The organism is Streptomyces sp. NBRC 110035 (assembly GCF_000829695.1).
Taxonomy (GTDB): domain Bacteria; phylum Actinomycetota; class Actinomycetes; order Streptomycetales; family Streptomycetaceae; genus Streptomyces.
Genome location: NZ_BBNN01000017.1, coordinates 132,545 through 155,527, shown reverse-complemented (window position 1 = coordinate 155,527; position 22,983 = coordinate 132,545). Strand labels below are relative to the sequence as shown.

General features: G+C 70.1%; 18 protein-coding genes and 4 pseudogenes. 4 read left to right on the top strand and 18 right to left on the bottom strand.

The window, feature by feature from the left end:
• Window positions 1-28: 28 nt before the first annotated feature.
• A pseudogene (locus tag TU30_RS05285) lies at window positions 29-408 on the bottom strand (ATP-binding protein).
• A 227-nt stretch (window positions 409-635) separates the two neighbouring features.
• Between TU30_RS05285 and TU30_RS05280 the strand changes: the two are divergent.
• Window positions 636-1,487: pseudogene (locus tag TU30_RS05280) on the top strand (helix-turn-helix domain-containing protein).
• 8 nt (window positions 1,488-1,495) lie between these two features.
• On the top strand, window positions 1,496-1,720 hold the full coding sequence (locus TU30_RS05275; protein WP_042165596.1) for a DUF397 domain-containing protein: 225 nt from the start codon (window positions 1,496-1,498) through the stop codon (window positions 1,718-1,720).
• Here TU30_RS05275 and TU30_RS38215 read toward each other — a convergent pair.
• The 4 genes from TU30_RS38215 to TU30_RS05255 all read right to left on the bottom strand — a co-directional run bounded on the left by TU30_RS38215 (window position 1,706) and on the right by TU30_RS05255 (window position 6,901).
• A complete protein-coding gene (locus TU30_RS38215) occupies window positions 1,706-1,984 on the bottom strand; it encodes a GNAT family N-acetyltransferase (protein ID WP_370626556.1) in 279 nt (92 codons plus the stop codon). The two genes, TU30_RS05275 and TU30_RS38215, sit on opposite strands and share 15 nt — an antisense overlap.
• Window positions 1,985-2,458: 474 nt before the next feature.
• Window positions 2,459-4,306, bottom strand: coding sequence for a glutamine--fructose-6-phosphate transaminase (isomerizing) (gene glmS / locus TU30_RS05265; RefSeq protein ID WP_042165151.1), 1,848 nt, complete (start codon window positions 4,304-4,306; stop codon window positions 2,459-2,461).
• 104 nt (window positions 4,307-4,410) lie between these two features.
• A complete protein-coding gene (locus tag TU30_RS05260) occupies window positions 4,411-5,199 on the bottom strand; it encodes a hypothetical protein (protein ID WP_042165148.1) in 789 nt (262 codons plus the stop codon).
• A gap of 205 nt (window positions 5,200-5,404) precedes the next feature.
• Window positions 5,405-6,901: a polysaccharide pyruvyl transferase family protein gene (locus TU30_RS05255; protein ID WP_042165146.1), complete on the bottom strand. Its 1,497-nt coding sequence runs from the start codon at window positions 6,899-6,901 to the stop codon at window positions 5,405-5,407.
• A gap of 202 nt (window positions 6,902-7,103) precedes the next feature.
• Between TU30_RS05255 and coaA the strand changes: the two genes are divergently transcribed.
• Window positions 7,104-8,093, top strand: coding sequence for a type I pantothenate kinase (coaA, locus tag TU30_RS05250; protein ID WP_042165144.1), 990 nt, complete (start codon window positions 7,104-7,106; stop codon window positions 8,091-8,093).
• 90 nt (window positions 8,094-8,183) lie between these two features.
• Here the strand turns inward: coaA and glmM are convergent, their stop codons facing one another.
• The 3 genes from glmM to rplM form a co-directional block, all read right to left on the bottom strand.
• The gene (gene glmM / locus TU30_RS05245; RefSeq protein ID WP_042165141.1) at window positions 8,184-9,542 is read right to left on the bottom strand and encodes a phosphoglucosamine mutase; all 1,359 of its coding nucleotides are present in this window, start codon (window positions 9,540-9,542) and stop codon (window positions 8,184-8,186) included.
• Between the two features lie 274 nt (window positions 9,543-9,816).
• Complete coding sequence (rpsI, locus tag TU30_RS05240; protein WP_042165139.1) at window positions 9,817-10,335, bottom strand: 30S ribosomal protein S9; 519 nt, start codon at window positions 10,333-10,335, stop codon at window positions 9,817-9,819.
• A gap of 42 nt (window positions 10,336-10,377) precedes the next feature.
• A complete protein-coding gene (gene rplM, locus TU30_RS05235; protein WP_042165138.1) occupies window positions 10,378-10,821 on the bottom strand; it encodes a 50S ribosomal protein L13 in 444 nt (147 codons plus the stop codon).
• A 427-nt stretch (window positions 10,822-11,248) separates the two neighbouring features.
• On the opposite strand from rplM, the gene TU30_RS05230 reads away from it, so the two are divergent.
• Window positions 11,249-12,139: a hypothetical protein gene (locus TU30_RS05230; protein WP_042165136.1), complete on the top strand. Its 891-nt coding sequence runs from the start codon at window positions 11,249-11,251 to the stop codon at window positions 12,137-12,139.
• Between the two features lie 93 nt (window positions 12,140-12,232).
• Here TU30_RS05230 and TU30_RS36915 read toward each other — a convergent pair whose 3' ends face one another.
• From TU30_RS36915 to rpsM, 10 genes and pseudogenes are all read right to left on the bottom strand, one after another.
• Window positions 12,233-12,658, bottom strand: a complete 426-nt coding sequence (locus tag TU30_RS36915) for an NlpC/P60 family protein (protein ID WP_267889327.1) — start codon at window positions 12,656-12,658, stop codon at window positions 12,233-12,235.
• A 130-nt stretch (window positions 12,659-12,788) separates the two neighbouring features.
• A complete protein-coding gene (pgsB, locus tag TU30_RS05220; RefSeq protein WP_234307782.1) occupies window positions 12,789-14,402 on the bottom strand; it encodes a poly-gamma-glutamate synthase PgsB in 1,614 nt (537 codons plus the stop codon).
• A 6-nt stretch (window positions 14,403-14,408) separates the two neighbouring features.
• Window positions 14,409-16,687 (bottom strand): annotated as a pseudogene (locus tag TU30_RS05215) (HAMP domain-containing protein).
• Between the two features lie 201 nt (window positions 16,688-16,888).
• A pseudogene (locus TU30_RS05210) lies at window positions 16,889-18,112 on the bottom strand (CapA family protein).
• Window positions 18,113-18,371: 259 nt separating this feature from the next.
• Window positions 18,372-18,773 carry a hypothetical protein gene (locus tag TU30_RS38210; RefSeq protein ID WP_042165134.1) on the bottom strand — a complete coding sequence of 134 codons (402 nt, stop codon included), beginning with the start codon at window positions 18,771-18,773 and terminating at the stop codon, window positions 18,372-18,374.
• A gap of 354 nt (window positions 18,774-19,127) precedes the next feature.
• A complete protein-coding gene (truA, locus tag TU30_RS05200) occupies window positions 19,128-19,991 on the bottom strand; it encodes a tRNA pseudouridine(38-40) synthase TruA (RefSeq protein ID WP_042165132.1) in 864 nt (287 codons plus the stop codon).
• A gap of 116 nt (window positions 19,992-20,107) precedes the next feature.
• A complete protein-coding gene (rplQ, locus tag TU30_RS05195; RefSeq protein ID WP_042165130.1) occupies window positions 20,108-20,635 on the bottom strand; it encodes a 50S ribosomal protein L17 in 528 nt (175 codons plus the stop codon).
• A 170-nt stretch (window positions 20,636-20,805) separates the two neighbouring features.
• Entirely contained in the window at window positions 20,806-21,828 is a 1,023-nt protein-coding gene (locus TU30_RS05190; RefSeq protein ID WP_042165128.1) for a DNA-directed RNA polymerase subunit alpha, read from the bottom strand.
• Between the two features lie 282 nt (window positions 21,829-22,110).
• Window positions 22,111-22,515: a 30S ribosomal protein S11 gene (gene rpsK, locus TU30_RS05185; RefSeq protein ID WP_042165126.1), complete on the bottom strand. Its 405-nt coding sequence runs from the start codon at window positions 22,513-22,515 to the stop codon at window positions 22,111-22,113.
• A 65-nt stretch (window positions 22,516-22,580) separates the two neighbouring features.
• Window positions 22,581-22,961, bottom strand: a complete 381-nt coding sequence (gene rpsM, locus TU30_RS05180) for a 30S ribosomal protein S13 (protein ID WP_031041520.1) — start codon at window positions 22,959-22,961, stop codon at window positions 22,581-22,583.
• Window positions 22,962-22,983 lie beyond the last annotated feature (22 nt).

The window sequence follows — 22,983 nt, the reverse complement described above, 5'->3', positions numbered from 1 at the left end:
ACGCCGGACGGCGGGCCCGGTCACACGCTCATGCGGGAACGGCCGACAGCTCGCACCACACGTACTTGCCCCGATCGCCCTCCCTGGCGAGCGCCAGCCCACGCCCTTCCTCCAGCTCAACGCCTCCGACCCGGTCGAAAGGCCCAGGCGGTTCGGGCGGCTCGGGATCGGTGTCCCACGCCCCGATCCGCAGCACCCCCGCCGCCCACCTCACCCGCAGCGCAGCGGGCCCCTTCGTGTGCCGCACGGCATTGGCGACCAGCTCCGTCGCGAGCAGCTCGGCGACGTCCACGCACCGGGTCAGCCCGTGCATCGTGAGGACGATCCGCAGGTACGCCGGCTCACGGTGACGGCCCGCGGGTCGTTCGGAATGCAGCGGGAGTACTCCCAGGACTCGTTTTCGGGCATGCGTGACTCCTGTCGGAGAAGAGGGAGTGGGACAGATGCGCCACGCGTCCGGGCGGCGGCGCTGCCGCGGCCGCCCCGGCAGGACGGAGCAGCGCACTTCCGGGACCCGGCGACTCCGAAGTGTGCGCGTCGCGTCACCGACGGTATGTCATAAATTTATTACTCGGCAGGTCCGTCGCGTAATCCGCCCCGAACGAGTCGCCCGCCCAGAGCCGTTGGAGAAAGCCATGCCGCCCAGACGGCAACCCACGGCACGCCAGGCCCGCCTGGGCATCGAACTGCGCAAGCTGCGGGAGGCCGCGGGACTCGAGGCGACCGAGGCGGCAAGCCTGCTCGGCGTCAACTCCGTTCAGATGAGTCAGATCGAGTCCGGTATCGCCGGCGTGAGCGAGGAACGGTTGCGACGCCTCGCAGCCCACTACTCCTGCTCGGACGAGGAGTTGATCTCCTCACTGGTCAAGATGGCGACGGACCGAACACACGGCTGGTGGGAGGAGCACCGAGGCCACCTGCCCACGCCGTTCCTCGACCTCGCCGAACTCGAACACCACGCCACATTCCTGCGTGAGGTCCAGTTCCTCTACATTCCCGGCCCTCTTCAAACAGAGAACTACGCTCGCGCCGTCTTCAGTTAGAGGGTTCCGCAACTTCCTCATGAAGAGATTGAGTTGCGTGTCCGCCACCGGACGGAACGGAGGACCATCCTGGAAGGCGCCGCCCCCACCCCGTACGAGGCCGTCATCCACGAGGCCGCACTGCGCATCATGGTCGGTGAGCGCGCCGCTTCACGCGATCAGCTCTCCGCTCTCCTGTCGCTGACCGAAGCGAATCACATCACCGTACGGGTCACCCCGTTCGATCTGGAGAGATTCGCAGGGGCCGCAAGCGCCATGACATACGCAGGAGGGGCCGTGCCCAAGCCGGACACTGTCGTGCGTGACGCACCCCAAGGCGCCGCATTTATCGATTCCGAGGCCCAGCTGAATGCTTTTCGAACGTTCTTCCGTAAGGTGATGGACGTGTCGCTCGACCCCGTGCGGTCGGGTGATCTCATCCACAAGTTACGGAAGGAGTTGTGAGGCACTCCATGGGCACTGCCAACAACTGGCGGAAGTCGACCTACTCAGGCCCCGGAGACGGCGACTCCTGCGTGGAGATCTCAGTCCAGCCCACATGCATGGCCATCCGTGACTCGAAGGACCCGGGGCGGGCCACTCTCACCGTCCCCACCGGAGTCTTCACCGCCTTCGTCGGCGCGCTCAAGAGTGGCGGCGCCCCTCAAGGGCTGTCATTCAGGTCACGCCGGGCCTGAGTCCACACGGTAGACAATCTTCCCGCCGAACTCGTCGAACCCCAAGGACTTGCAGAAAGCACGGGCGTCCGGGTTGTCCCGGTCCGTCATCCACTCGACTCGGCTGCACCCCGGACGGGCCTCTGCCAGGGCACGGAGTTCGGCCATGAACCGGGCGCCGACGCCCTGCCGGCGGATGGTGTCGCTGACGTAGAGCTCCTTGAGGAAGAGGGAGTGGGAGGAGCCTGCCGCCGGCCAGAGGAACGAGTAGGCGGCGAGGCCCACGAGATTCCCGGCGCCGTCCTCGGCCAGGAGCGCGGACGCAAGAGGCGGTGAACGACAGCCATGGGTGCTGTTGCAGCCAGCCCAGCCAGGAGGGCCACTGCGACTGCTCCGACACCGCGTTGGTGACCAGGCCCACCAGCATCGTGGTGGCCGCACCACCGCCGGCGACAGCTCCGATCGCCGCTCCACGCCTCATCCTCATGCCCGCGGCTCCGTAGGGGCGGAACACAACCGCCGATGGCACGCAGTACGAGCTGCTGCCGGTCTCCGGCAACGATCAAGCGGTCGTAACGCAGGTGGCTGCATACGGAACACTCGGCCCCCGATGTCGAATGGTCACTGCCAGTAAGCGGACCAGTCGTCGTGGACCCGGGTCAAGGCCGAATCCGAGCCAGGGAGTGTCTCCAATCGGCCATGCGTGCCCTGGCTCTGCCCGCTGGAGGCGACCACCGCTTTACCCTGCGGGCTGCGGACTCACTCCACCGTGACCGACTTCGCCAGGTTGCGGGGCTGGTCCACCTCGTTGCCGCGGACCGTCGCCAGCTCGCAGGCGAAGACCTGCAACGGCACCGTCGTCACCAGCGGCTGCAGCAGTGTGGGGGTGGCCGGGACGTGGATGAGGTGGTCGGCGTACGGGGCGACCTCGTCGTCGCCCTCCTCGGCGATGACGATGGTGCGGGCGCCGCGGGCGCGGATCTCCTGGATGTTGGAGACGATCTTGTCGTGGAGGACGGAGCGGCCGCGTGGTGAGGGGACGACCACGACGACCGGCAGGTCGTCCTCGATCAGGGCGATCGGGCCGTGCTTCAGCTCGCCCGCGGCGAAGCCCTCCGCGTGCATGTAGGCGAGTTCCTTGAGCTTGAGCGCGCCCTCCAGGGCGACCGGATAGCCGACGTGCCGGCCCAGGAACAGCACGGTGTCCTTGTGGGCGAGGGTGCGGGCGAGCTCCCGGACGGGCTCCATGGTCTCCAGGACGCGTTCCACCGACCGGGTGATGGAGGACAGGTCCCTCACGACCGCGCGGATCTCGTCGCCGTACTTCGCGCCGCGGACCTGTGCGAGGTACAGGGCGACCAGGTAGCAGGCGACCAGCTGGGTCAGGAAGGCCTTGGTCGAGGCGACGGCCACCTCGGGGCCGGCGTGGGTGTAGAGGACGGCGTCGGACTCGCGGGGGATGGTCGAGCCGTTGGTGTTGCAGATGGCCAGGACGCGGGCGCCCTGTTCACGCGCGTGCCGCAGGGCCATCAGGGTGTCCATGGTCTCGCCGGACTGGGAGACGGCGATGACGAGGGTCTGCTGGTCGAGGATCGGGTCGCGGTAGCGGAACTCGCTCGCCAGCTCCACCTCGCAGGGGATCCTCGTCCAGTGCTCGATGGCGTACCGGGCGATCATCCCGGCGTGGAAGGCGGTGCCGCAGGCGACGATGACGACCTTGTCGGCCTCCCGCAGCGCCTCCGGCGGGAGGCGTACCTCGTCGAGGGACAGGGCGCCGGAGCCGTCGATGCGGCCGAGCAGGGTGTCGGCGACCGCCCGGGGCTGCTCGGCGATCTCCTTGAGCATGAAGGAGGCGTAGCCGCCCTTCTCGGCGGCCGACGCGTCCCAGTCGACGTGGTACGTACGGACGTCCGCGGGCGCGCCGTCGAAGCCGGTGACCGTGACCGCGTCGCGGCGCAGTTCGACCACCTGGTCCTGGCCCAGTTCGATCGCGGAGCGCGTGTGGTCGATGAACGCGGCGGCGTCCGAGGCGAGGAACGACTCGCCCTCGCCGACACCCACCACGAGCGGCGAGTTGCGGCGCGCGCCGACGACCACGTCCGGCGCGTCCGCGTGGACGGCGACCAGGGTGAAGGCGCCGAGCAGGCGCTTGCAGACGAGGCGCATCGCCTCGGCGAGGTCCGCGCAGGAGGAGAACTCCTCGGCGAGCAGGTGGGCGACGACCTCGGTGTCCGTCTCGGAGGTCAGGTCGTGGTCGCGCCCGGCCAGTTCGGACCGCAGTTCGGCGAAGTTCTCGATGATGCCGTTGTGGACGACGGCGACCCGGCCCGCGTTGTCGAGATGCGGGTGGGCGTTGGCGTCGGTGGGGCCGCCGTGCGTGGCCCAGCGGGTGTGGCCGATTCCGGTCGCCCCGGTGGGGAGCGGCCGGGCGGCCAGTTCCTTCTCCAGGTTGACGAGTTTCCCGGCCCGTTTCGCCGTGGCGAGCCCGCCGTCCGCGAGGACGGCCACGCCCGCCGAGTCGTAGCCCCGGTACTCCAGGCGTTTCAGTCCGGCCGTCACGACGTCCAGCGCCGACTGTGGCCCCACGTATCCCACGATTCCGCACATGCCCGGCAGCCTACGATCCGTCAGGCACCGGAAAGGGCCGCCGCGTGCCCGGAATCGGAAATTCCCACCGGTGCGCGACGCACCGGTGGGAACGGAGGGGCGTGTCAGCCGAGCTGGGCGAGCTGGGCGTCGGAGATCTGTGTCGGGAAGGGGGCCTCCTCGCCGGCGGCCAGCGCGGCAAGGTTGATCGCCGAGCAGGCGGCGACGGTGGAGCCGGTGCGCGCGACGACGATGTTCACGGGGGCCTCGGACCCTGCGGCGGACATGGTCAGGGCGACCGTGAGCGACTCGTCGGCGCCCTTCGGCCCTTCGGCCCTGACGGCCTTCACGTACTCGCCGCTCTCGCCGTCGGTGGTGTAGGCGAAGCCCTCGGCACACTTCTCCACGGCGGCTTCGACGTCCTTGACGACCTGCTCGGCGGCGCCGTTCTCGTAGGAGGCGAGGGTGATCAGGACCTTGTCCACGTCGAGGCCCGCGGTCAGGGACTCCTCCAGGTCGGCGCCCTCGGCAGGCTTCTCCGGCTCACCGGTCCAGGACCGCTTGACGGTGGCGGCGGGCGAGCCCACCGGGACACCGGCCTGGATGTGGGCGAGCGGCTGGCAGGCCTCGCCCTTCACCTCGACCGCGTCGGCGGCGATGTCGTCCCCTGCGGGCAGCTTGGTGACCATCTTGCCGTCCTCCACGTCCGCCTGCACCAGCGCGACCTTCTCCAGCTCGGCCGCGGTCAGCGCCTTGGCCGCGGGCGCGGCGGAGGCGGAGGAGCCGGCCTTGCCCTCGTCGCCCTTTCCGCTGTCGCTGCCGCTGTCGTCGGAGCCGCCGCAGGCGGTGACGAGCAGGGCGAGCGCGGTGGCGGAGGCGGCGAGAGCGGTGCGGCGGACGGCGGTGGTTCTCACGGGGGAAATCTTTCTTCGAAGGCGCGGCGGGATCCGCAACGCGTTGCGCGCAATATAGACACAGCTCCCTCATGAAATGATCTTCAGAAGATCATCCGTGGGGCAACGGTGACTACCGCGTGATCTTGCCTCGCGCACCCACCGCCCGGCCCGGCCCGTTCCGGCAGACCCGTTCCGCCCGGCCGGTTCCGCCCGTTCCGCCCGGTCAGCCCTTCTCGCCGGGCTTGGAGAGGCGGCGCACCCGGCGGCGGACGGCGGGGCCGATCCGGACCATGGCGCGCTTCTCGATGCCGCCGATACGCCGCTCCAGGGCGGCGAGGCGCTTGTGGGTGGCCGCCAGTTCCTTCTGCGCGGCGGCGAGCCGCAGGCTGTTCTCGTCCGCCCGTTCCTCGGCGGCGGCCAGCCGGGTGCGCAGTTCCTTGTTCTCCCGGACGCGCTTGTCGATCCGGGTGTTGGCGACGGCGATCCGCTCCCGCAGTCGGCTGACCCGGTAGCGCATGTGGCCGTCGTCCGAGCCGTCCCAGACCGGCATCGACGCGGGCAGGCCCAGGGCGGCGAGCCGGGCGTCGAACGCGGCGCCGCCGTCGCCGTGGGAGTAGGTGTTCCGCAGGTCGTTGCGGTCGAGGAAGGCGGTGATCCGCTCGAACCGTTCACCGTGGTACTTGGTCATCGCCGAGTAGTCGGCGTACTCGTACAGGTCACGCGGGTCGGTGTCCGCGGACAGCGAGTCGATCGGAACGTGCGGGATGTCGAAGTAACGGCACAGTTCGAGGGTCCGCGAGTCGTGGGTGAGCACGACGCTCGGCGTACCGGCCAGCAGGGCGGCGATGTTGCCGTGGATCCGGGTGCCGTAGGCGAAGTCGTGGCCGCGCAGCTCGTCGATCCAGGCCGCCGGGTCCAGCGGCATGCGCACCTTGTTCTCACGCAGCAGATCGTGGCTGAGCTGGAGCGGGAACGGGTCCTCGACGCCGGTCTCCGGCGTGAGGTCGCCCCAGAGCAGCAGTTCCGCGTCGACGAGGTTCTGCGCGTAGTAGAGCAGGTGGGGGTACCGCTCCCAGGCGGTACGGGCCAGACCGGCGATGTCCCCCACGGGGACGGCGTCCGGGGAGAGGTTGAGGGCGATACGCGAGGCCGCGGTCAGCTCGACGGCGCGAACGGCCGGAAAGGTGTCCCCGTACAGGAACATGGAGGGGCAGCCGATGATGTCGACGCGGTCGGCGGGGAATCCCATGTCGGTGAGGTAGCGGGCGGTGAGCTCGCCGCGGACGCCGATCGACGCGGACCGGTCCAGGACGGCGGAGACGAACCGTCTCACCGACGCCTCGATCGGCTTCAGCTCCCCGGCGTCGTAGTCGGCCCCGGTCTGGGCGCCCACGCCGAAGACGACCACGGGGATGGTGAGCTGCTCCACCAGGGTCGACAGCCGGTCCAGGGACGCCTGGAAGGAGCGGCGGAAGGCGTTCGCGAGCGGCACGACGAAGACGTCGTACTGTTCGTTGATCTCGGCCGCGCGCCGGGCGGACGGGTCGGTGCGGATGCCGTTCGAGACGACCTCGGTGTCCGGCGCGGACAGCATCTTGTGGGCCGAGTCACTGAAGAGCAGATTGCCCGTGTTGGTCCCGATCAGATCCTGGTGGATGAACTCCGTCGGCGTGGCCACGCGGAGCGGGCTCTTCCCGGAACGGATCAGGATGCGCTTCACACGGCACTCCCCGGCTGCGACTGGTGGACACGACGGCGGCCCGAGCCGCTACGAAATGCTAAACGCCATGCAACGAAAAGTCGGACACGGGGCGTGCACATTCCGACAACTTCCCTCATCCTCCCTCGGCTTCGCTCCCTTCCTGCCCATCACGTGACACAGCCCACGAACCATCCCGTTCGAACTCCGTTAACAATGGACTGTGATCTCTCCGGTCTCCTCGACTTCCCGGAGCGCCCACCGGCAGCGGCCGGAGGCGACTCCCTACCTCGACCTCACCCGTGCGGAGTGGAGCGCGCTGCGCCACAAGACGCCGCTGCCGCTGTCCGCCGACGAGGTGGAGCGGCTGCGCGGGCTCGGTGACGTCATCGACCTCGACGAGGTGCGGGACATCTACCTGCCACTGTCCCGGCTGCTCAACCTCTACGTCGGCGCCACCGACGGGCTCCGCGGCGCGCTGAACACCTTCCTCGGCGAGCAGGGCTCGCAGTCCGGCACACCCTTCGTGATAGGGGTCGCCGGTTCCGTCGCCGTCGGGAAGTCCACGGTCGCCCGGCTGCTCCAGGCCCTGCTGTCGCGCTGGCCCGAGCACCCGCGCGTCGAGCTCGTCACCACGGACGGCTTCCTGCTGCCCACCGCGGAGCTCCAGGCGCGCGGCCTGATGTCGAGGAAAGGGTTCCCCGAGTCGTACGACCGCCGCGCGCTCACCCGTTTCGTCGCCGACATCAAGGCCGGCAAGGACGAGGTGACGGCCCCGGTCTACTCCCACCTCATCTACGACATCGTCCCGGGCGAACGGCTCACCGTGCGCCGCCCGGACATCCTGATCGTCGAAGGGCTCAACGTCCTGCAGCCCGCGCTCCCCGGCAAGGACGGGCGCACCCGGGTCGGACTCGCCGACTACTTCGACTTCAGCGTGTACGTGGACGCCCGCGCCGAGGACATCGAGCGCTGGTACCTCAACCGCTTCCGCAAGCTGCGCGCGACCGCCTTCCAGGACCCCTCCTCGTACTTCCGCAAGTACACCCAGGTCTCGGAGGAGGAGGCCCTCGACTACGCCGGCACCATGTGGCGGACGATCAACCGGCCCAACCTGGTGGAGAACATCGCCCCCACCCGCGGCCGGGCCACCCTCGTCCTGCGCAAGGGCCCGGACCACACGGTCCAGCGCCTCAGCCTGCGCAAACTCTGACCTCGGGCGCGGAGCGCCGGTCGTGACCCGGGTGCGGGGCGATCAGCCGCCCCGCACCCCGCCCGCCCCGCACACGCCCGCCCGCACCGGTCAGCCCAGCGCCGACTTCACCACGTCCGCCAGGCGTTCCGCGACCGAGCGGGCCTGGTCGATGTCGGCGGCCTCCACCATCACGCGGACCAGCGGCTCGGTGCCCGAGGGGCGCAGCAGCACGCGGCCGGTCCCGCCCAGCTCGCGCTCGGCCTCCGTCACGGCCGCCGCGAGTTCCCCGGAGGTCTTCACCCGGCTCCGGTCCACGTCGGGCACGTTGATGAGCACCTGCGGCAGCCGCTCCATCACCGACGCCAGCTCGCGCAGCGAACGCCCCGTCTCGGCGACGCGCGCGGCCAGCAGCAGCCCGGTGAGCGTGCCGTCGCCGGTCGTGGCGTGGTCGAGGACGATGACGTGGCCGGACTGCTCGCCGCCGAGGGCGTAGCCCTGCTGCTTCATCTGCTCCAGGACGTACCGGTCGCCGACGGCGGTCTGCACGAAGTGGATGCCCTCGCGCTCCATGGCGAGCTTGAACCCGAGGTTGGACATCACGGTCGCGACGACGGTGTCGGAGCGCAGCGCGGAACGCTCCCGCATCGCCAGCGCGAGCACGGCGAGGATCTGGTCCCCGTCCACCTCTTCACCGGTGTGGTCGACCGCCAGACAGCGGTCGGCGTCGCCGTCGTGCGCGATACCGAGGGCGGCCCCGTGCTCGACGACCGCGGCCTTCAGCTGCTCCAGGTGGGTCGAGCCGCAGCCGTCGTTGATGTTGAGCCCGTCCGGCTGGGCACCGATGGTGACGATCTCGGCCCCGGCCCTCGTGAACGCCTCCGGCGAGACCCGGGAGGCGGCGCCGTGCGCCTCGTCGAGGACGACCCGCAGGCCGTCCAGCCGGTTCGGCAGCACGCCGACGAGGTGGGCGACGTACGTATCGAGCCCTTCCTCGTGGTCCCGCACGCGGCCCACGCCCGCGCCGGTCGGACGGTCCCAGGGGGCGCCGGTGCGGTGCTCCTCGTACACGGACTCGATCCGGTCCTCCAGCTCGTCGGCGAGCTTGTGGCCGCCGCGCGCGAAGAACTTGATGCCGTTGTCGGGCATGGCGTTGTGGCTCGCGGACAGCATCACGCCGAGATCGGCGCCGAGCGCCCCGGTCAGATGCGCCACGGCGGGCGTCGGCAGCACGCCGACCCGCAGCACGTCCACGCCGGCGCTGGCCAGCCCGGCGACCACCGCGGCCTCCAGGAACTCCCCGGAGGCCCGCGGATCACGTCCGACCACGGCGGTCGGCCGATGCCCCTCGAACGTGCCCGCCTCGGCCAGTACGTGCGCGGCGGCCACGGAGAGGCCCAGCGCCATCTCGGCCGTCAGGTCCACGTTGGCGACACCGCGCACACCGTCCGTGCCGAAGAGTCGTCCCACTTGTCCTCCTGAGAAGCGTCAGTATCGATGCGGGGCACCGGGCACCGTGCACGACTCCCCGGGCCCGCGGCCCATGGGTGCGTGTGCGGTGTTCGAAGGTCGCGATGCATGGGCGGCTCCCGCATCCCGAGGCAAGCACTCCCCGGCCATCCGATCGGATGAGCCGTCGAGCACCTTGTGCCGTTATACGCCCGCAACAGTGAGAAAACGAACGCCCCGACGGCACTGTGGCGTGCCGCCGGGGCGTTCGGAGTACGTGCAGGGGCAGCTGCAATCAGCGCTTGCTGTACTGCGGGGCCTTGCGGGCCTTCTTCAGACCGGCCTTCTTGCGCTCGACCGCACGGTCGTCGCGGCGGAGGAAGCCGGCCTTCTTGAGCGCGCCGCGGTTGTTGTCGACGTCCGCCTCGTTCAGCGCACGGGCGACACCGAGACGGAGCGCACCGGCCTGACCGGAGACACCGCCACCCGCGATGCGGGCGATGACGTCGTAGCGGCCCTCGAGCTCGAGCACCTTGAAGGGCTCGTTGACCTCCTGCTGGTGCACCTTGTTCGGGAAGTAGTCCTCGAGGGTGCGGCCGTTGATCTTCCACTTGCCGGTGCCCGGGACGATCCGGACACGGGCGATGGCGTTCTTGCGACGGCCCAGGCCGGCGGCCGGCTGCGGGTCGCCGAAGCGGGACGCCATGGACTCCGAGGTGTACTCGCCCTCGACGGGCACCTCGGACTCGGTGGTGTAGCTGTCGATGTCGATGTCGGTCTCTTCGAGCGGCTGCTCGGCAGTGGTCTCGGCCACGATGCTCCTCAGATTCTCTTCAGTCCTAGGGGGTGGCCGGAATTACTGCGCGACCTGGGTGATCTCGAACGGCACCGGCTGCTGCGCAGCGTGCGGGTGCTGGTCGCCCGAGTAGACCTTCAGCTTCGACAGCATCTGACGGCCCAGGGTGTTCTTGGGGAGCATGCCCTTGACGGCCTTCTCGACGGCCTTCTCGGGGTTCTTCGCCAGCAGCTCGTCGTAGCGGACGGAGCGCAGACCGCCCGGGTAGCCCGAGTGGCGGTACGCCATCTTCTGGGTCCGCTTGTTGCCGGAGAGGTGCACCTTGTCGGCGTTGATGATGACGACGAAGTCACCGGTGTCGACGTGAGGGGCGTAGATCGGCTTGTGCTTGCCGCGCAGGATGGAGGCCGCAGTGGTGGCCAGACGACCCAGGACGACGTCCTGAGCGTCGATGACGTGCCACTGGCGCGTCACATCGCCGGGCTTGGGGCTGTACGTACGCACGGTTCGTAGCCTTCGCTTCTTCAGTGAGTGGTCCTGACATGGCCACCGAAGACGATCACGACAGCCCTGACCGCACTGCGGTGACGCAAACCGCGTGCTGGTCGCTGGTCATCGGCCCGGCGGACCGGTGTAAGGGCCCCTCACGTGAGAATGAGCAAGCCAATACACATAACGAACATGCAGAATACCCACGCTCGGCCGGACGGGTCAAAACGAGTCCGCCGGATGTGGGCTACACCAACTCTACAGGGGTCCGCCATCTCCCGGCCCTCTCCCGTTCGCCGAGACCTCCCGCGCGCCACCCGCACCAATCATCCCGAGTTGTCCCCTTTGCCCGCCGGTGCGGTGGTGACGGCGGCAACGGCGGGGGCACCGGGCGGCGTTGGAGCGGACCGGCGCACCCCGCTCCCCGTCTAAGATGCGCCCCATGAGTTACGGGCAGGGGGGACCTCCTTCGCAGTGGGATCCCTGGAAACCACAGTCTCAGCAGCCCTGGACCAGCGGGGGCGCAAGCGGCAGCGGCCAGGGACCGGACTGGGCCGCGCTCGCCGACGCGTCCGAGACACGCCACAAGCGACGGCGGCTGCTGTTCATCGGCGGCGGCGCGATCGCGACCGTCGCGATAGGCACGGCCGTGGCGGTGGCCGTCGTCTCGGTGAACGGCGGCGACCAGGCCTCCGCCCCCTCGTCCTCCCAGCTGCCGGCGACCGCCGGCCTGCCCAGCGCCACCGGCACGGTCCCGTCGTTCGCCCCGACGAGCGCGCCGCCGCCGCTGGACCCGAAGGACTTCGTCTCCAGCGTGCAGAAGGACCGGGCGCCGCTGGCTCCCGACGTCCTCTTCCCGGGCACGCAGCTCACCATGGGCGACACCGTGTACAAGAAGGGCCCGACGGCCGACACCCGCGACTGCGCCTCGGCCGCGAAGGCCACGCTGCCCAAGGTCCTCACCGACAACGAGTGCAGTCGCCTGCTCCGGGTCACCTACACCAAGGACGACATCGCGGTGACGGTGGGCGTGGCCGTCTTCGACACCGAGGCCCAGGCGGTCAAGGCCAAGCAGCAGGCCGACGCCAGGAGCATCGTCAAGTCCCTCGCGGGCGGCGGCGTCAAGGGGTTCTGCGACGGCGCGGTCTGCCGCTCGACCACCAACTCCTACGGCCGTTACGCCTACTTCACCCTGTCCGGCTTCACCGACGCCAAGAACGTGACCGAGCAGGACAAGGCCGTCTTCTCCACCGGCGACGACCTCGCCGAGTTCACCTTCCGCCAGATCCGCCGCCGCGGCGAGGCCCAGGCCTCGGCCGCCGCGAACGGGTGACGACGACCGGACGAGCTCCTTCGCCCACCCCGGCCACCGCGGGCCGGGCCCGGGGACCGGCCCGGTTCTTCCGTGCCTCGTTCCCCCGGTGCCTCACAACCGCTTCGCGCTGCGCAGCGTCTTCGCGTAGTAGCCGTTGCCGTCCAGCCGGGAGACGCCGCCGACGTCGCCGATGGCCGGGCCGTTGATCTCCTCACGGCTGGAGACGAAGATCAGGTGGCCCTCGGTGTCGTAGCCGAGCACCATGCCCACGTGGTCCAGCCGGTCCTTGGCCCGCGCGTCGAGCTTGAAGAAGACGAGGTCGCCGGGCTGCAGCTGGTCGACGTTGGCGGGCCGGTCCTCCGCGGCCACTCCGGTGAGCGGGAGCACGTCGGCGCCCACCTTGGAACGGGCCATGCCGTTGGCGGTGCGCGGCAGCCCGTCGCCGGAGGAGCCGTCCGAGGACATCAGCGGGTAGCGGGCACGGTGGCCGAGCACCATGCGGATGAAGCCGGAGCAGTCCAGGGCCCTGGCCCGCATGGTCTCCGGCGCCCCGACGACACCGTCCCTGAACGGGTATGGGACACCGAGGAAGTCGTAGAAGTCGGACTGTTCCAGGCGCAGGTCACCGCCTTCCGCGCCGCTGGTGTTCAGTGGGCCGAAGCCGGCGTCACCGGCGTAGAGCGTGCCCTGCTCGTCCTTCTTGTCCGGAGCGCCGGCCACGTACTGGAAGGCGAACGCGAAGAGGTCGTCCTCCTCGCTGTCCTTGTTCTCCGCGTACCAGTCCTTGAACCACTGCTCCTTCTCCGCACCCTTCTCCCACGCCTCGGGCATGAGCCGGACCCAGTCCCGGGTCGACACCTTGGACTTGGTGGCTGCCGGCTCCTGGAAGGTGCGGGCCTTCCCGGTCAGCGTCGCGGTGCGCGACCCGTCGGTGAGGACCGCCGCGATCTGCCCGGTAGCGCTCCTCGTACGCCGTCGGGTAGGCGGCGAACGGGTCCAGGCGGGGCACTTGCTGCGCCGGAACGGCGGCCGGGCCCCGGGCCGCCGGTCCCGGGCCGGTCTGCTGCGCCGGGCCGGCCGGCTGGTCCGCGTCGGGCGTCTCGTCCGCGGGGAGTTCGGCCAGGTACTCCAGCAGTTCCTCGCCCTGGCCGTGGATGTTGCCGATGGCGACGAGCGAGGAGCCGTCGGACATGCGGCCGAGCAGTTCCGTCATGAACGCGTGGGCGTCCCGGCGTTCGCCGCCCAGGTCGACCGCGCGGTCCCGCCACTCGGCGGGAATGGCGTCGATGGCGCTCTTGGCGGGATGCCCGATGACGAAGACGTGGTCCGGCTGGAGGTCGGGGATGATCTCGCCCATATGCCCGTTGCGCTCCACCCGGTCCGGGCGGCAGTTGATCACCACGTTCAGCGGGCGGCGGATGGCGCCGAGGTCGAGCAGCTGGTTGATGTTCATCAGCGTCGACTCGGGGTCGTTGGCCGCGAAGACGTTGGCGAAGGACAGCCGCTTGTTCTCCTCGGTCACGTACTTCTCCACGGAGAGCACACCCGGGTCCGGCGGGGCGTCGTACATGCCCTGCAGGGCGACCTCGCGTTCCACGCCGAGCAGCTCGGCCACGACCAGGGCGATCGCGACGTTCTCCTTGAACGTGAACCAGCTGAAGCCCCGCAGCTCCTCGTCGGTGACGATCTCGGGGTCCGCGTAGATCAGCTTGCAGTTCCGGGCGTCGGCCTCCTCCTGGAGGATGTCGAAACGATCCTTCTCGGCGGTGACGCAGATGCCGTCCTGGGGCATCGAGCGGCACAGCGAACGGGCCACGTCGTCGAGCGTGGGACCCATCTCGGCGAGGTGGTCCTCACGGACGTTGCACAGCACACCGATCGTCGAGCGGATCAGCTTGCTCTGGTTGACCTCCTGCAGCGCCGGCATGACCGCCATGCACTCGATGACGAGCGCGTCCGGCCGGTACGCGGCGGCCCGGCGGACGATACCGATCTGTTCCACCACGTTGGCGATGCCGAACTTGCCGTAGACCGGCTCCTCGGTCGCGTCCGGGTGGATGAACCGGGCGGCCGTGCCGGTCGTCTTGGCGACGGTGGTCAGGTCACCTCCGCGCAGGGCGCCGGCGCACAGCCGGGTGATGGAGGACTTGCCGCGGATGCCGTTGACGAGCACCCGGGACGGTATGGAGTGCAGGGCGGCGTGGTGCCGGCGCTGCTCGACGACACCCGCGACGAAGAGAAGCAGGCAGCAGATCAGCAGCGCGAAGTAGAGGTAGAGCACGGCGGGTCACCTTCCTCCGGCGCCGAGCCGGGGCTCACCGGGTCGGGGGTCGGCGGGGCGGCGGGTCTGCTGCTGCCGGCGGGTCCGGAGCTGCTGGCGGATCAGTTCGAGGCTGCGGACGACCGCTCCCACCTCGTCGTGGTACGTGGGGTAGAGCACCGCCTTGAGGTCGCCGTCGGCCAGCTTCTCGGCGCTGGTGGCGAGGGCGCGCAGGGGCCGGGCGACCACCAGGTGCACCCAGCCCAGGCAGACCACGATCGCGGCGAGTCCGAGCAGGCCCGCGAGTACGCTGCGGTCCTCCTGCTCGTACGCGGTGATCTGGAAGCGGTCGGCGTTCTGCCAGCTGACCACGGTCCAGCCGATGTCGGCGGCGACACCGCCGCCGCTGAAGGGAGCCGCGGCCGCGACGGTGATGGTGTCGCCGTCGCGGACGAGGAGCCCGTTCTCGACGGGTCCGGCGCCGACCTGCACGCTGCCCGCCCGGACCAGGTCGGTCAGGGCCTCGCGGGGCAGTTCCTCGAAGGCGAGGAAGCCGTCACTGGCGGCGAGGGTCCGGCTCTTCGCGTCCGCCACACGGACCTCACCGAGGCCGGGACGCTTCAGCAGCGAGTTGAGGAACTCGACCCGCACCTCGCCGGCCAGTGTGACGCCCTCCTGTTCCGGCAAGGGCGCGCCGGCCTGGAGCACCGGCTTCCTGCCGCCCTCCCCGGAGATCCGGACCAACGGCAGATCCTTCTCGTCGCTCCAGTCGTGCGGGTCGCCGCCGGCGCGGGCGGCGACCTCACCACCCGCTTCGACGACGTACAGCGCCGCGTACCGGGTGTGCCGGCGCAGGGCGTCCTCGAGCACCTTCTCGGTGGCGGCCCGGTCGGCCACGTCGACGAGACGGGAGGTGGAGACCAGGTCCGCCTGGGCCTCGTTGAGCGCCCGGCGGACGCGGTCGGACACCAGGCCGGTGCGGTCGCGCTGGTCGTTGACCATGGGGGCGGGCACGCCGACCGAGTCGTCGGTGCGGTTCAGGAGCAGGCCGACCGGCACGCACCACAGGAGCAGCAGTACGGCGGTCACCGCGAGCTGCGCCCGGATGCCGAACCGGGCCCTGCCGCCGCGCTTGGTGCCCTTTCCGCCGTCGGGGCCGCCCGGGCCGCCCGGGCCGCCGAGCTGTCCCCGCAGCCGCTCCAGGGCGGAGCCGATGCGGGCGGCCTCGGCCGCATCGGAAGGTACCGACAAGACGGGTCAGGTCACCGCGGGCGAGCCGGCGGGACTCCAGGAACAGCCGCAGCAGGGGACGCTGCACCCGCGCCCACAGCACCGCCGCGGCCAGCAGGCCGAGCACCACCGGGGCACCGGCCGCGATGAGTCCGTACAGCTCGCGGCCCGTGGCACCGCTCTGCTCGGCGACCACGGGCAGCATGGCCACGACCGTGAGTCCGAGGCCCGCCGCGACGCTGTCCTTCTCCTCGGGGTCGGAGGAGGCCAGGGAGGCGTAGCCGCCGGTGACGACACGGCCGTTGTGCTCCCCTCCGGTCACGGACCCGCTGATGCCGGGGTAGCCGCGGGAACCGGGCTCCTTGGCGGTGACGGGATGGTCCTCGGTCCGCTCGGCCGCCCGGCCGGACAGGTCGCTCATCTGCTTCTGGAGGAACTCGAGTTCCTTGCGCTCCTGGTCCGAGTTGAGCGCCTCGGACCGCTCGAAGCCTGCCGTGGCGAGCACTTCGCCGCCCCGCGCGACCACGGCCATGGTGCGGAACGGGCCCAGTGTGATGGGCGGCACGGACAGGCTGTTGGAGGCGATGAGCAGCTGCTGGGGACGGCCCTTCCAGTCGAGGAGGGCCATCGTCATCAGCCGGACGTCACCGGTCTCCAGCCGCACCATGCGCGGAATGAGGGCGTGTCCCCCGGTGAGAACGTCCTTGTCCAGCCAGCCGAGTGGAAATGCGTTCGCCACGTGCGGCGAGCACGTCCCCGCTCTCCAGGTCCACCACGGTGGTGCCGGTCCACTTCTGGTACGTGGTGCCCAGGTCGGAGAGGACGTCCTCCGGCTCGGCCGGCTTCCCGGCGTTCAGCGCGGTGGCGGTGCGCCGCAGGTCCGTGACCAGCTCGTCGATCGAGGCGCGCAGGGCGATCGCCCCGTCCTCCGCGTAGTGCTGCTGGGAGGAGAGCACGGCCTTCGGTACGACCGGGTCGCTGCCGGGGCCGAGCACCTGGGCGGTCAGCCCGGCCAGGGCGAGGATCAGTGCGCACAGCACCGCGATCGGCGGACGGATGCCGCCGAGCAGCGGCATGTCCGCCCGTCTGCGGCTGCGCTTCTGTGCCGAGGGCGGCGCGACACGACTCGATGTCACCGGTGGTCTTCCTTGGTCTGTGCACGGGTGCCGGGCGTACGCCGGCGCACCACTACCGCGACCGTGCGACGTCATCACTCAATAGACTGATAAACGCCGACAAGGTTGTGTTCCCGGCGCGGGCTTCGGGTATGAGGCCGGTCACTTCTCCAGCGAGAGCTGCTCCATGCCGTCGCCGCCGGGGGCACCCCGGTTGTAGAGGAAACCGCGGGTCCGGTCGAGCGCCAGCCGGTAGCGGGCGAGCCGCTCCTCGGACAGGTCACCGGGCTCGTCGAGCATCTGCTGGGCGTCCACCAGCCGCAGATCCCGTACGGCGCCGTCGGGTGTCTCCTCGCCGGGCTCCACCTCCGGCGGAATGTCCACCAGCGTGGTGCGGTAGCGCGCGGTGACGTCCCAGCCCTCGGCCGTCTCCTGGAACTCGAACCAGCCGATGACCCCCTCCTCGGTCAGTCCCGTCGGGGAGGAGTGCCGGGCCAGCTGGTTGCCGAGACTGTAGGCGACCCAGGTGCCGTTCACCTTCTGGATCGGCTGGACGACGTGGGCGTGGTGCCCGATGACGAGGTCGACGCCGGTCTCCTCGGTGAGCCGCTGCGCCAGCTGCAGCTGAGGCACGCTGGGCTCGTTGTAGTGCTCCAGCCCCCAGTGGACGGAGAGGATCACCACCTCGGCACCCTCTTCCCGGGCACGGGCCTCGGCCTTCTTGATCTCCTCGGTGTTGAGCCGGTTCAACGCCCACTTCTGCTTCTCGGGCGTCGGGTTCAGGAACGGCTCCCAGGAGAAGGAGAGATGTCCGACCTGGACACCCTTGACCTCGCGAAGGGTGACCGACCGCGCCGATCCGGCGTGCCCGAGGCCCAGGTCGTCCATGACGTCCAGCGTGCGCCGTACGCCGTACGCCGTCCAGCCCGTGGTCGTACGTGTGGTTGGAGGCCGTGGAGCAGGTGTCGTACCCCACGTCCTTCAGCGACGTCAGGACCTGCGGCGGGACCAGGAACTCGGGATATCCCTCGAAGGGGCCCTCGGGCTCGCCCACGGGGTCTCCATGTGACAGATCGCCAGGTCCGCCTTGCTGATGACGGGCTTCACCCCGGCGAGCGTCGGCCCGAAGTCCAGCCCGGCCTCTCCCCCACCGGTCGCCTTCGCGTCCTTGGCGGCCTGCTCGACGATCTCGGGGTGGATGAGCACGTCGCCCGCAGCCGCGACGGTGAAGGAGCGTCCTCCCGGCTTCGCCTGCGGCTCCACGGAACCGTCGGCCGTACCGCACGACGCCAGGAGAGCGGTCAGCGCGACCAGGGCGGCCGCCACCCGGACCTTGGGGAGAGATTTACGCAGTGTCACTTGGTCATATTTACATGGTCCGTACATCCCCCACACCAATTACCATTACGAGACAGTCATGTTTCGCTCTAATTATCGCCCTGGTGCTACTTGTTCTTACAATGACGGGCTGCCAGGCGAAATCCGAGGATGAATCGGAGGAAACCATTCCAGCAGCGCGGGAACTGGTGGACCTTCGCAGCCGCGTCCTCACCTACACGGAGACCTTCGAGCGCGACGGTCCCTACACGCCCCCCGACGCCGACCAGCGCGACCGGCTCGCCCGCGGCATCGGACGGCTCCTCGATCACGACGCGCGCGAGGCCGGTGCACTCCTCGCCCCCTCGGCCTGCGCGTCACCCGGCTCACCGACACCTCCACCGGCCGGCGCTACGACGAGGTCGCGGCCTCGGGCAAGGGCGCGAGCGCGCACTGGGGGCGGCTGTACCTGAACGCCGACTCCGCCGTCCGCTGGAACGCGCAGGTGCCGCACCCCGTCGCCGACCGGGAGACCGAGGCGCTCGGCGTACGGCTCCTGGAGGACAACCCGGGCGGTGCGCTCGTCCTGGCCGGAGCCCACCGCCGGGCGGGCGACGGCCAGGACGACGACGGCAACGCCGTCGCCGATGTGGCCCACCGTGAGGACAGCGCCTTCCACACCGTCGTCGTGGAGTTGCAGAAGCGCGGAGTCCCCGGCATCCAGCTGCACGGCTTCGCCGAGTCCTCCGCGAAGCGCTACGACGCGATCCTCTCCAGCGGTGCCGCGCAGAGCGCGCCCGGCGAGGCGTCCGCCCTCGCCGACCGTCTCGAGACGGACGGGTTGCGGGTCTGCCGCGGCTGGTCGGCACGCTGCCCCTCGAGGGCACCACCAACGTGCAGGGCAAGGCCGCACAGCAGCACCACGCCACCTTCCTGCACCTGGAACTCACCCCGGACGGCCGCGGCGAGGGACCCGACTCCCAGGAGGTCGTGGACGCCCTGGCGGGACTGCTCACGACCTGGGCGGAGGAAGGAGCCGGAAACTGGGCAAGGAGCGGGGCGGAGAGCCGGGCCGGACCCGGGATCAGCAGCACCGGGCCGGTGGTGCCGGCAGCGCACGCTTGTTGCGGGCCTCCCGGGAGCGGGCGGCCAGGAGGTCGTCGGACGGATAGCCGACCTCCTCCAGGGTCAGCCCGTGCGGACGCACGACGTGCACCGCGGAGTCCCGTACGCCCGCCGCCAGTACCTTGCCCGGCCAGTCGGGCGCGCGGTGTCCGTCGCCGACGAACAGCAGCGCCCCGATCAGCGAGCGCACCATGTTGTGGCAGAAGGCGTCGGCCCGGACCGTCGCCGTGATCACCCCGTCCGCGTCGCGCGCCAGGCTCAGCTCCTGGAGCGTACGGATCGTCGTCGCACCCTCCCGCCGCTTGCAGTACGCGGCGAAGTCGTGCTCCCCCAGGAGTCCCCCCGCCGCCTCGTTCATGGCGTCGACGTCCAGGGGCCAGTCGTGCCAGAGCACGTGGCCCCGCAGCAACGGGTCCACCCCGCCGGGGTGGTCGGTGACGCGGTACGCGTAACGCCTCCAGATCGCGGAGAAGCGGGCGTTGAACCCCGCGGGGGCCTCGGCGAGGGACCAGATGCGCACATCGCGCGCCAGCCGTCCCGCGAGCCGCTTGAGCAGCTTCTCCCGGTGCTGCTCCCACAGTTCGGCCGGGAGGTCGACATGGGCCACCTGGCCGCGGGCGTGCACCCCGGCGTCGGTCCGTCCCGCCACGGTCAGCTCGTACGTCGTCTCCCCGGACCGCGTGACGGTCCGCAGGGCGTCCTCGATCTCCCCCTGCACGGTCCGCCGGCCCCCGGCCTGCTTGGCCCAGCCGGAGAACCCGGCCCCGTCGTAGGAGAGATCGAGACGGATACGGACGTGTCCGGGCTGCACTTCGTCACTCACGTACAGATCCTCTCAGGCGCACGGCATCGGGCAGGAGACAGGAGGGGCAGCAGGCATACGAAAAAGCGGGCCCGCCCTCACCAGGGCGGACCCGCTCAACGTGAAGCAGTACTGCCTCAGGCGTCCTTGGCGTCCTCGGCCGGGGCCTCGGCGGCCTCGTCCTTGGCCAGGTCGGCCTTGGCGTCCTCGGCCGGGGCCTCGGCGGCCTCGTCCTTCTTGAGGGTGTCCTCCTTGACCGCGCGCTTGGTCGCGGCCTCGGCCTCACCGGTGGCCTCCTGGGCGACCGTCAGGGCCTCGACCAGCTCGATGACGGCCATGGGCGCGTTGTCGCCACGGCGGTTACCGATCTTGGTGATGCGGGTGTAGCCACCCGGCCGGTTCTCGTACCGCGGGCCGATCTCGGTGAAGAGCGTGTGCACGATGCTCTTGTCCGTGATGACCTGGAGCACCTGGCGGCGGTTGTGAAGGTCGCCCTTCTTCGCCTTGGTGACCAGGCGCTCGGCGTACGGACGCAGCCTGCGCGCCTTCGCCTCGGTGGTGGTGATCCGGCCGTGCTCGAAGAGCGACTTCGCGAGGTTCGCGAGGAGCAGCTTCTCGTGCGCGGCGCTGCCGCCCATACGGGCACCCTTGGTGGGCTTCGGCATGCTGTCTCTCCTAGGTGTCTGCCCCGGCCGTATCAGGTACCGGGGTCAGTATCCGAGCAGGCGGTTGCCTGTCGGAGACCCCGCGCCCCACAGGGGCGCGGGGAGGTGCCGATGTGCGGCTCCGTCGCGTGGGCGCGACCAGCCGAAACGGAACCGTCGGTCCCGAGCCCTCAGTACTGCTCGGTCTCGACGAACCCGGCGTCCGCGTCGTCGTCGGCGCCGAAGGCGTCCGCGGCAGCGGTCGGGTCGAATCCGGGCGGGCTGTCCTTCAGAGCCAGGCTCATGCCGGCCAGCTTCGCCTTGACCTCGTCGATCGACTTCGCACCGAAGTTGCGGATGTCGAGGAGGTCGGCCTCGGAGCGGGCGACGAGCTCACCCACGGAGTGGATGCCCTCACGCTTGAGGCAGTTGTACGAGCGGACGGTGAGCTCGAGCTCCTCGATCGGCAGTGCCAGATCGGCGGCGAGAGCGGCGTCCGTCGGGGACGGGCCCATGTCGATGCCCTCGGCGTCGATGTTGAGCTCGCGGGCCAGACCGAACAGCTCGACCAGGGTCTTGCCGGCCGACGCCATGGCGTCACGCGGACGCATGGCCTGCTTGGTCTCGACGTCGACGATCAGCTTGTCGAAGTCGGTGCGCTGCTCGACACGGGTCGCCTCGACCTTGTACGTGACCTTCAGCACGGGGCTGTAGATGGAGTCGACCGGGATACGGCCGATCTCCTGGCCCACCTGCTTGTTCTGCACGGCGGAGACGTAGCCGCGGCCGCGCTCGACGGTCAGCTCCATCTCCAGCTTGCCCTTGCCGTTGAGCGTGGCGAGGACGAGGTCGGGGTTGTGCACCTCGACACCGGCCGGGGGCGCGATGTCGGCGGCGGTGACCTGACCCGGGCCCTGCTTGCGCAGGTACATCACCACGGGCTCGTCGTGCTCGGAGGAGACGACCAGCTGCTTGATGTTGAGGATCAGGTCGGTGACGTCCTCCTTGACGCCCGGCACGGTGGTGAACTCGTGCAGGACGCCGTCGATGCGGATGCTGGTGACAGCAGCACCGGGGATCGACGACAGGAGGGTACGGCGGAGGGAGTTGCCGAGGGTGTAGCCGAAGCCCGGCTCCAGCGGCTCGATCACGAACCGGGACCGGAACTCGTCGACGACCTCTTCGGTCAACGAGGGACGCTGAGCGATCAGCATGTGTGGATCCTTCTCTCGTGGACGCCCGCTATTTGACGTCCGACGGAAACCGCACCCGGTGAGGAGTGCGGGCACTGCAAGGATACGGGCGGTACGGCCCGTATACGGAACGTACCGCCCGAAAAATCACTGCCTGCGTGGCACCGGGTCAAGGCCCCGGACGCGACGCCGTCGGCGCTGGTTCAGACGCGGCGACGCTTCGGCGGACGGCAGCCGTGCTGCGACACCGCGGGGGACGACCCCCGCACCCCCAGCAGGAGGCCGACCGCCGACACCGGCGGATCAGACGCGGCGACGCTTCGGCGGACGGCAGCCGTTGTGCGGGGTCGGGGTGACGTCCTGGATGGAGCCGACCTCGAGACCGGTCGCCTGGAGCGAACGGATGGCGGTCTCACGACCGGAACCCGGGCCCTTGACGAACACGTCGACCTTGCGCATGCCGTGCTCCTGGGCGCGGCGGGCAGCCGACTCGGCGGCCATCTGCGCGGCGAACGGCGTGGACTTCCGGGAGCCCTTGAAGCCGACGTGGCCGGCGGAGGCCCAGGAGATCACGTTGCCGGACGGGTCCGTGATGGAGATGATCGTGTTGTTGAACGTGCTCTTGATGTGCGCGTGGCCGTGAGCGACGTTCTTCTTTTCCTTGCGGCGCACCTTCTTGGCAGCGCCCTGACGTCCCTTGGGGGGCATCTACTAACTCCTACGGGAGGTGGTCGGTCCTTCAGCGAAGACCGTGGACAGGTGTCCGCTGCGGACTACTTCTTGCCCGGCTTCTTCTTGCCGGCGATGGCGCGACGCGGGCCCTTGCGGGTACGCGCGTTGGTGCTGGTGCGCTGACCGCGGACGGGCAGACCGCGACGGTGACGCAGACCCTGGTAGGTACCGATCTCGACCTTGCGGCGGATGTCGGCCTGGATCTCACGACGGAGGTCACCCTCGGTCTTGATGTTGTTGTCGACGAACTCGCGGATCGCGACGAGCTGCTCCTCGGAGAGGTCGCGAACGCGGGTGTTCGGGTCGACGCCGACAGCGGCCAGCGTCTGCTGCGAAAGGGTTCGGCCGATGCCGAACACGTAGGTGAGGGCGATCTCCACGCGCTTTTCGCGCGGGATGTCAACACCGGAAACGCGTGCCATTCAATGGCTCCAGTTTGTTGTC

Bases quoted from the DNA above. Each gene is read 5' to 3' on its own strand.
- TU30_RS05275 (WP_042165596.1), top strand. From the start codon at position 1,496: ATGGGCACTGCCAACAACTGGCGGAAGTCGACCTACTCAGGCCCCGGA.
- glmS (WP_042165151.1), bottom strand. From the start codon at position 4,306: ATGTGCGGAATCGTGGGATACGTGGGGCCACAGTCGGCGCTGGACGTC.
- TU30_RS05190 (WP_042165128.1), bottom strand. From the start codon at position 21,828: ATGCTGATCGCTCAGCGTCCCTCGTTGACCGAAGAGGTCGTCGACGAG.
- TU30_RS05230 (WP_042165136.1), top strand. From the start codon at position 11,249: ATGAGTTACGGGCAGGGGGGACCTCCTTCGCAGTGGGATCCCTGGAAA.
- rpsK (WP_042165126.1), bottom strand. From the start codon at position 22,515: ATGCCCCCCAAGGGACGTCAGGGCGCTGCCAAGAAGGTGCGCCGCAAG.
- TU30_RS36915 (WP_267889327.1), bottom strand. From the start codon at position 12,658: ATGCGGGCCAGGGCCCTGGACTGCTCCGGCTTCATCCGCATGGTGCTC.
- rpsM (WP_031041520.1), bottom strand. From the start codon at position 22,961: ATGGCACGCGTTTCCGGTGTTGACATCCCGCGCGAAAAGCGCGTGGAG.
- rplQ (WP_042165130.1), bottom strand. From the start codon at position 20,635: ATGCCGAAGCCCACCAAGGGTGCCCGTATGGGCGGCAGCGCCGCGCAC.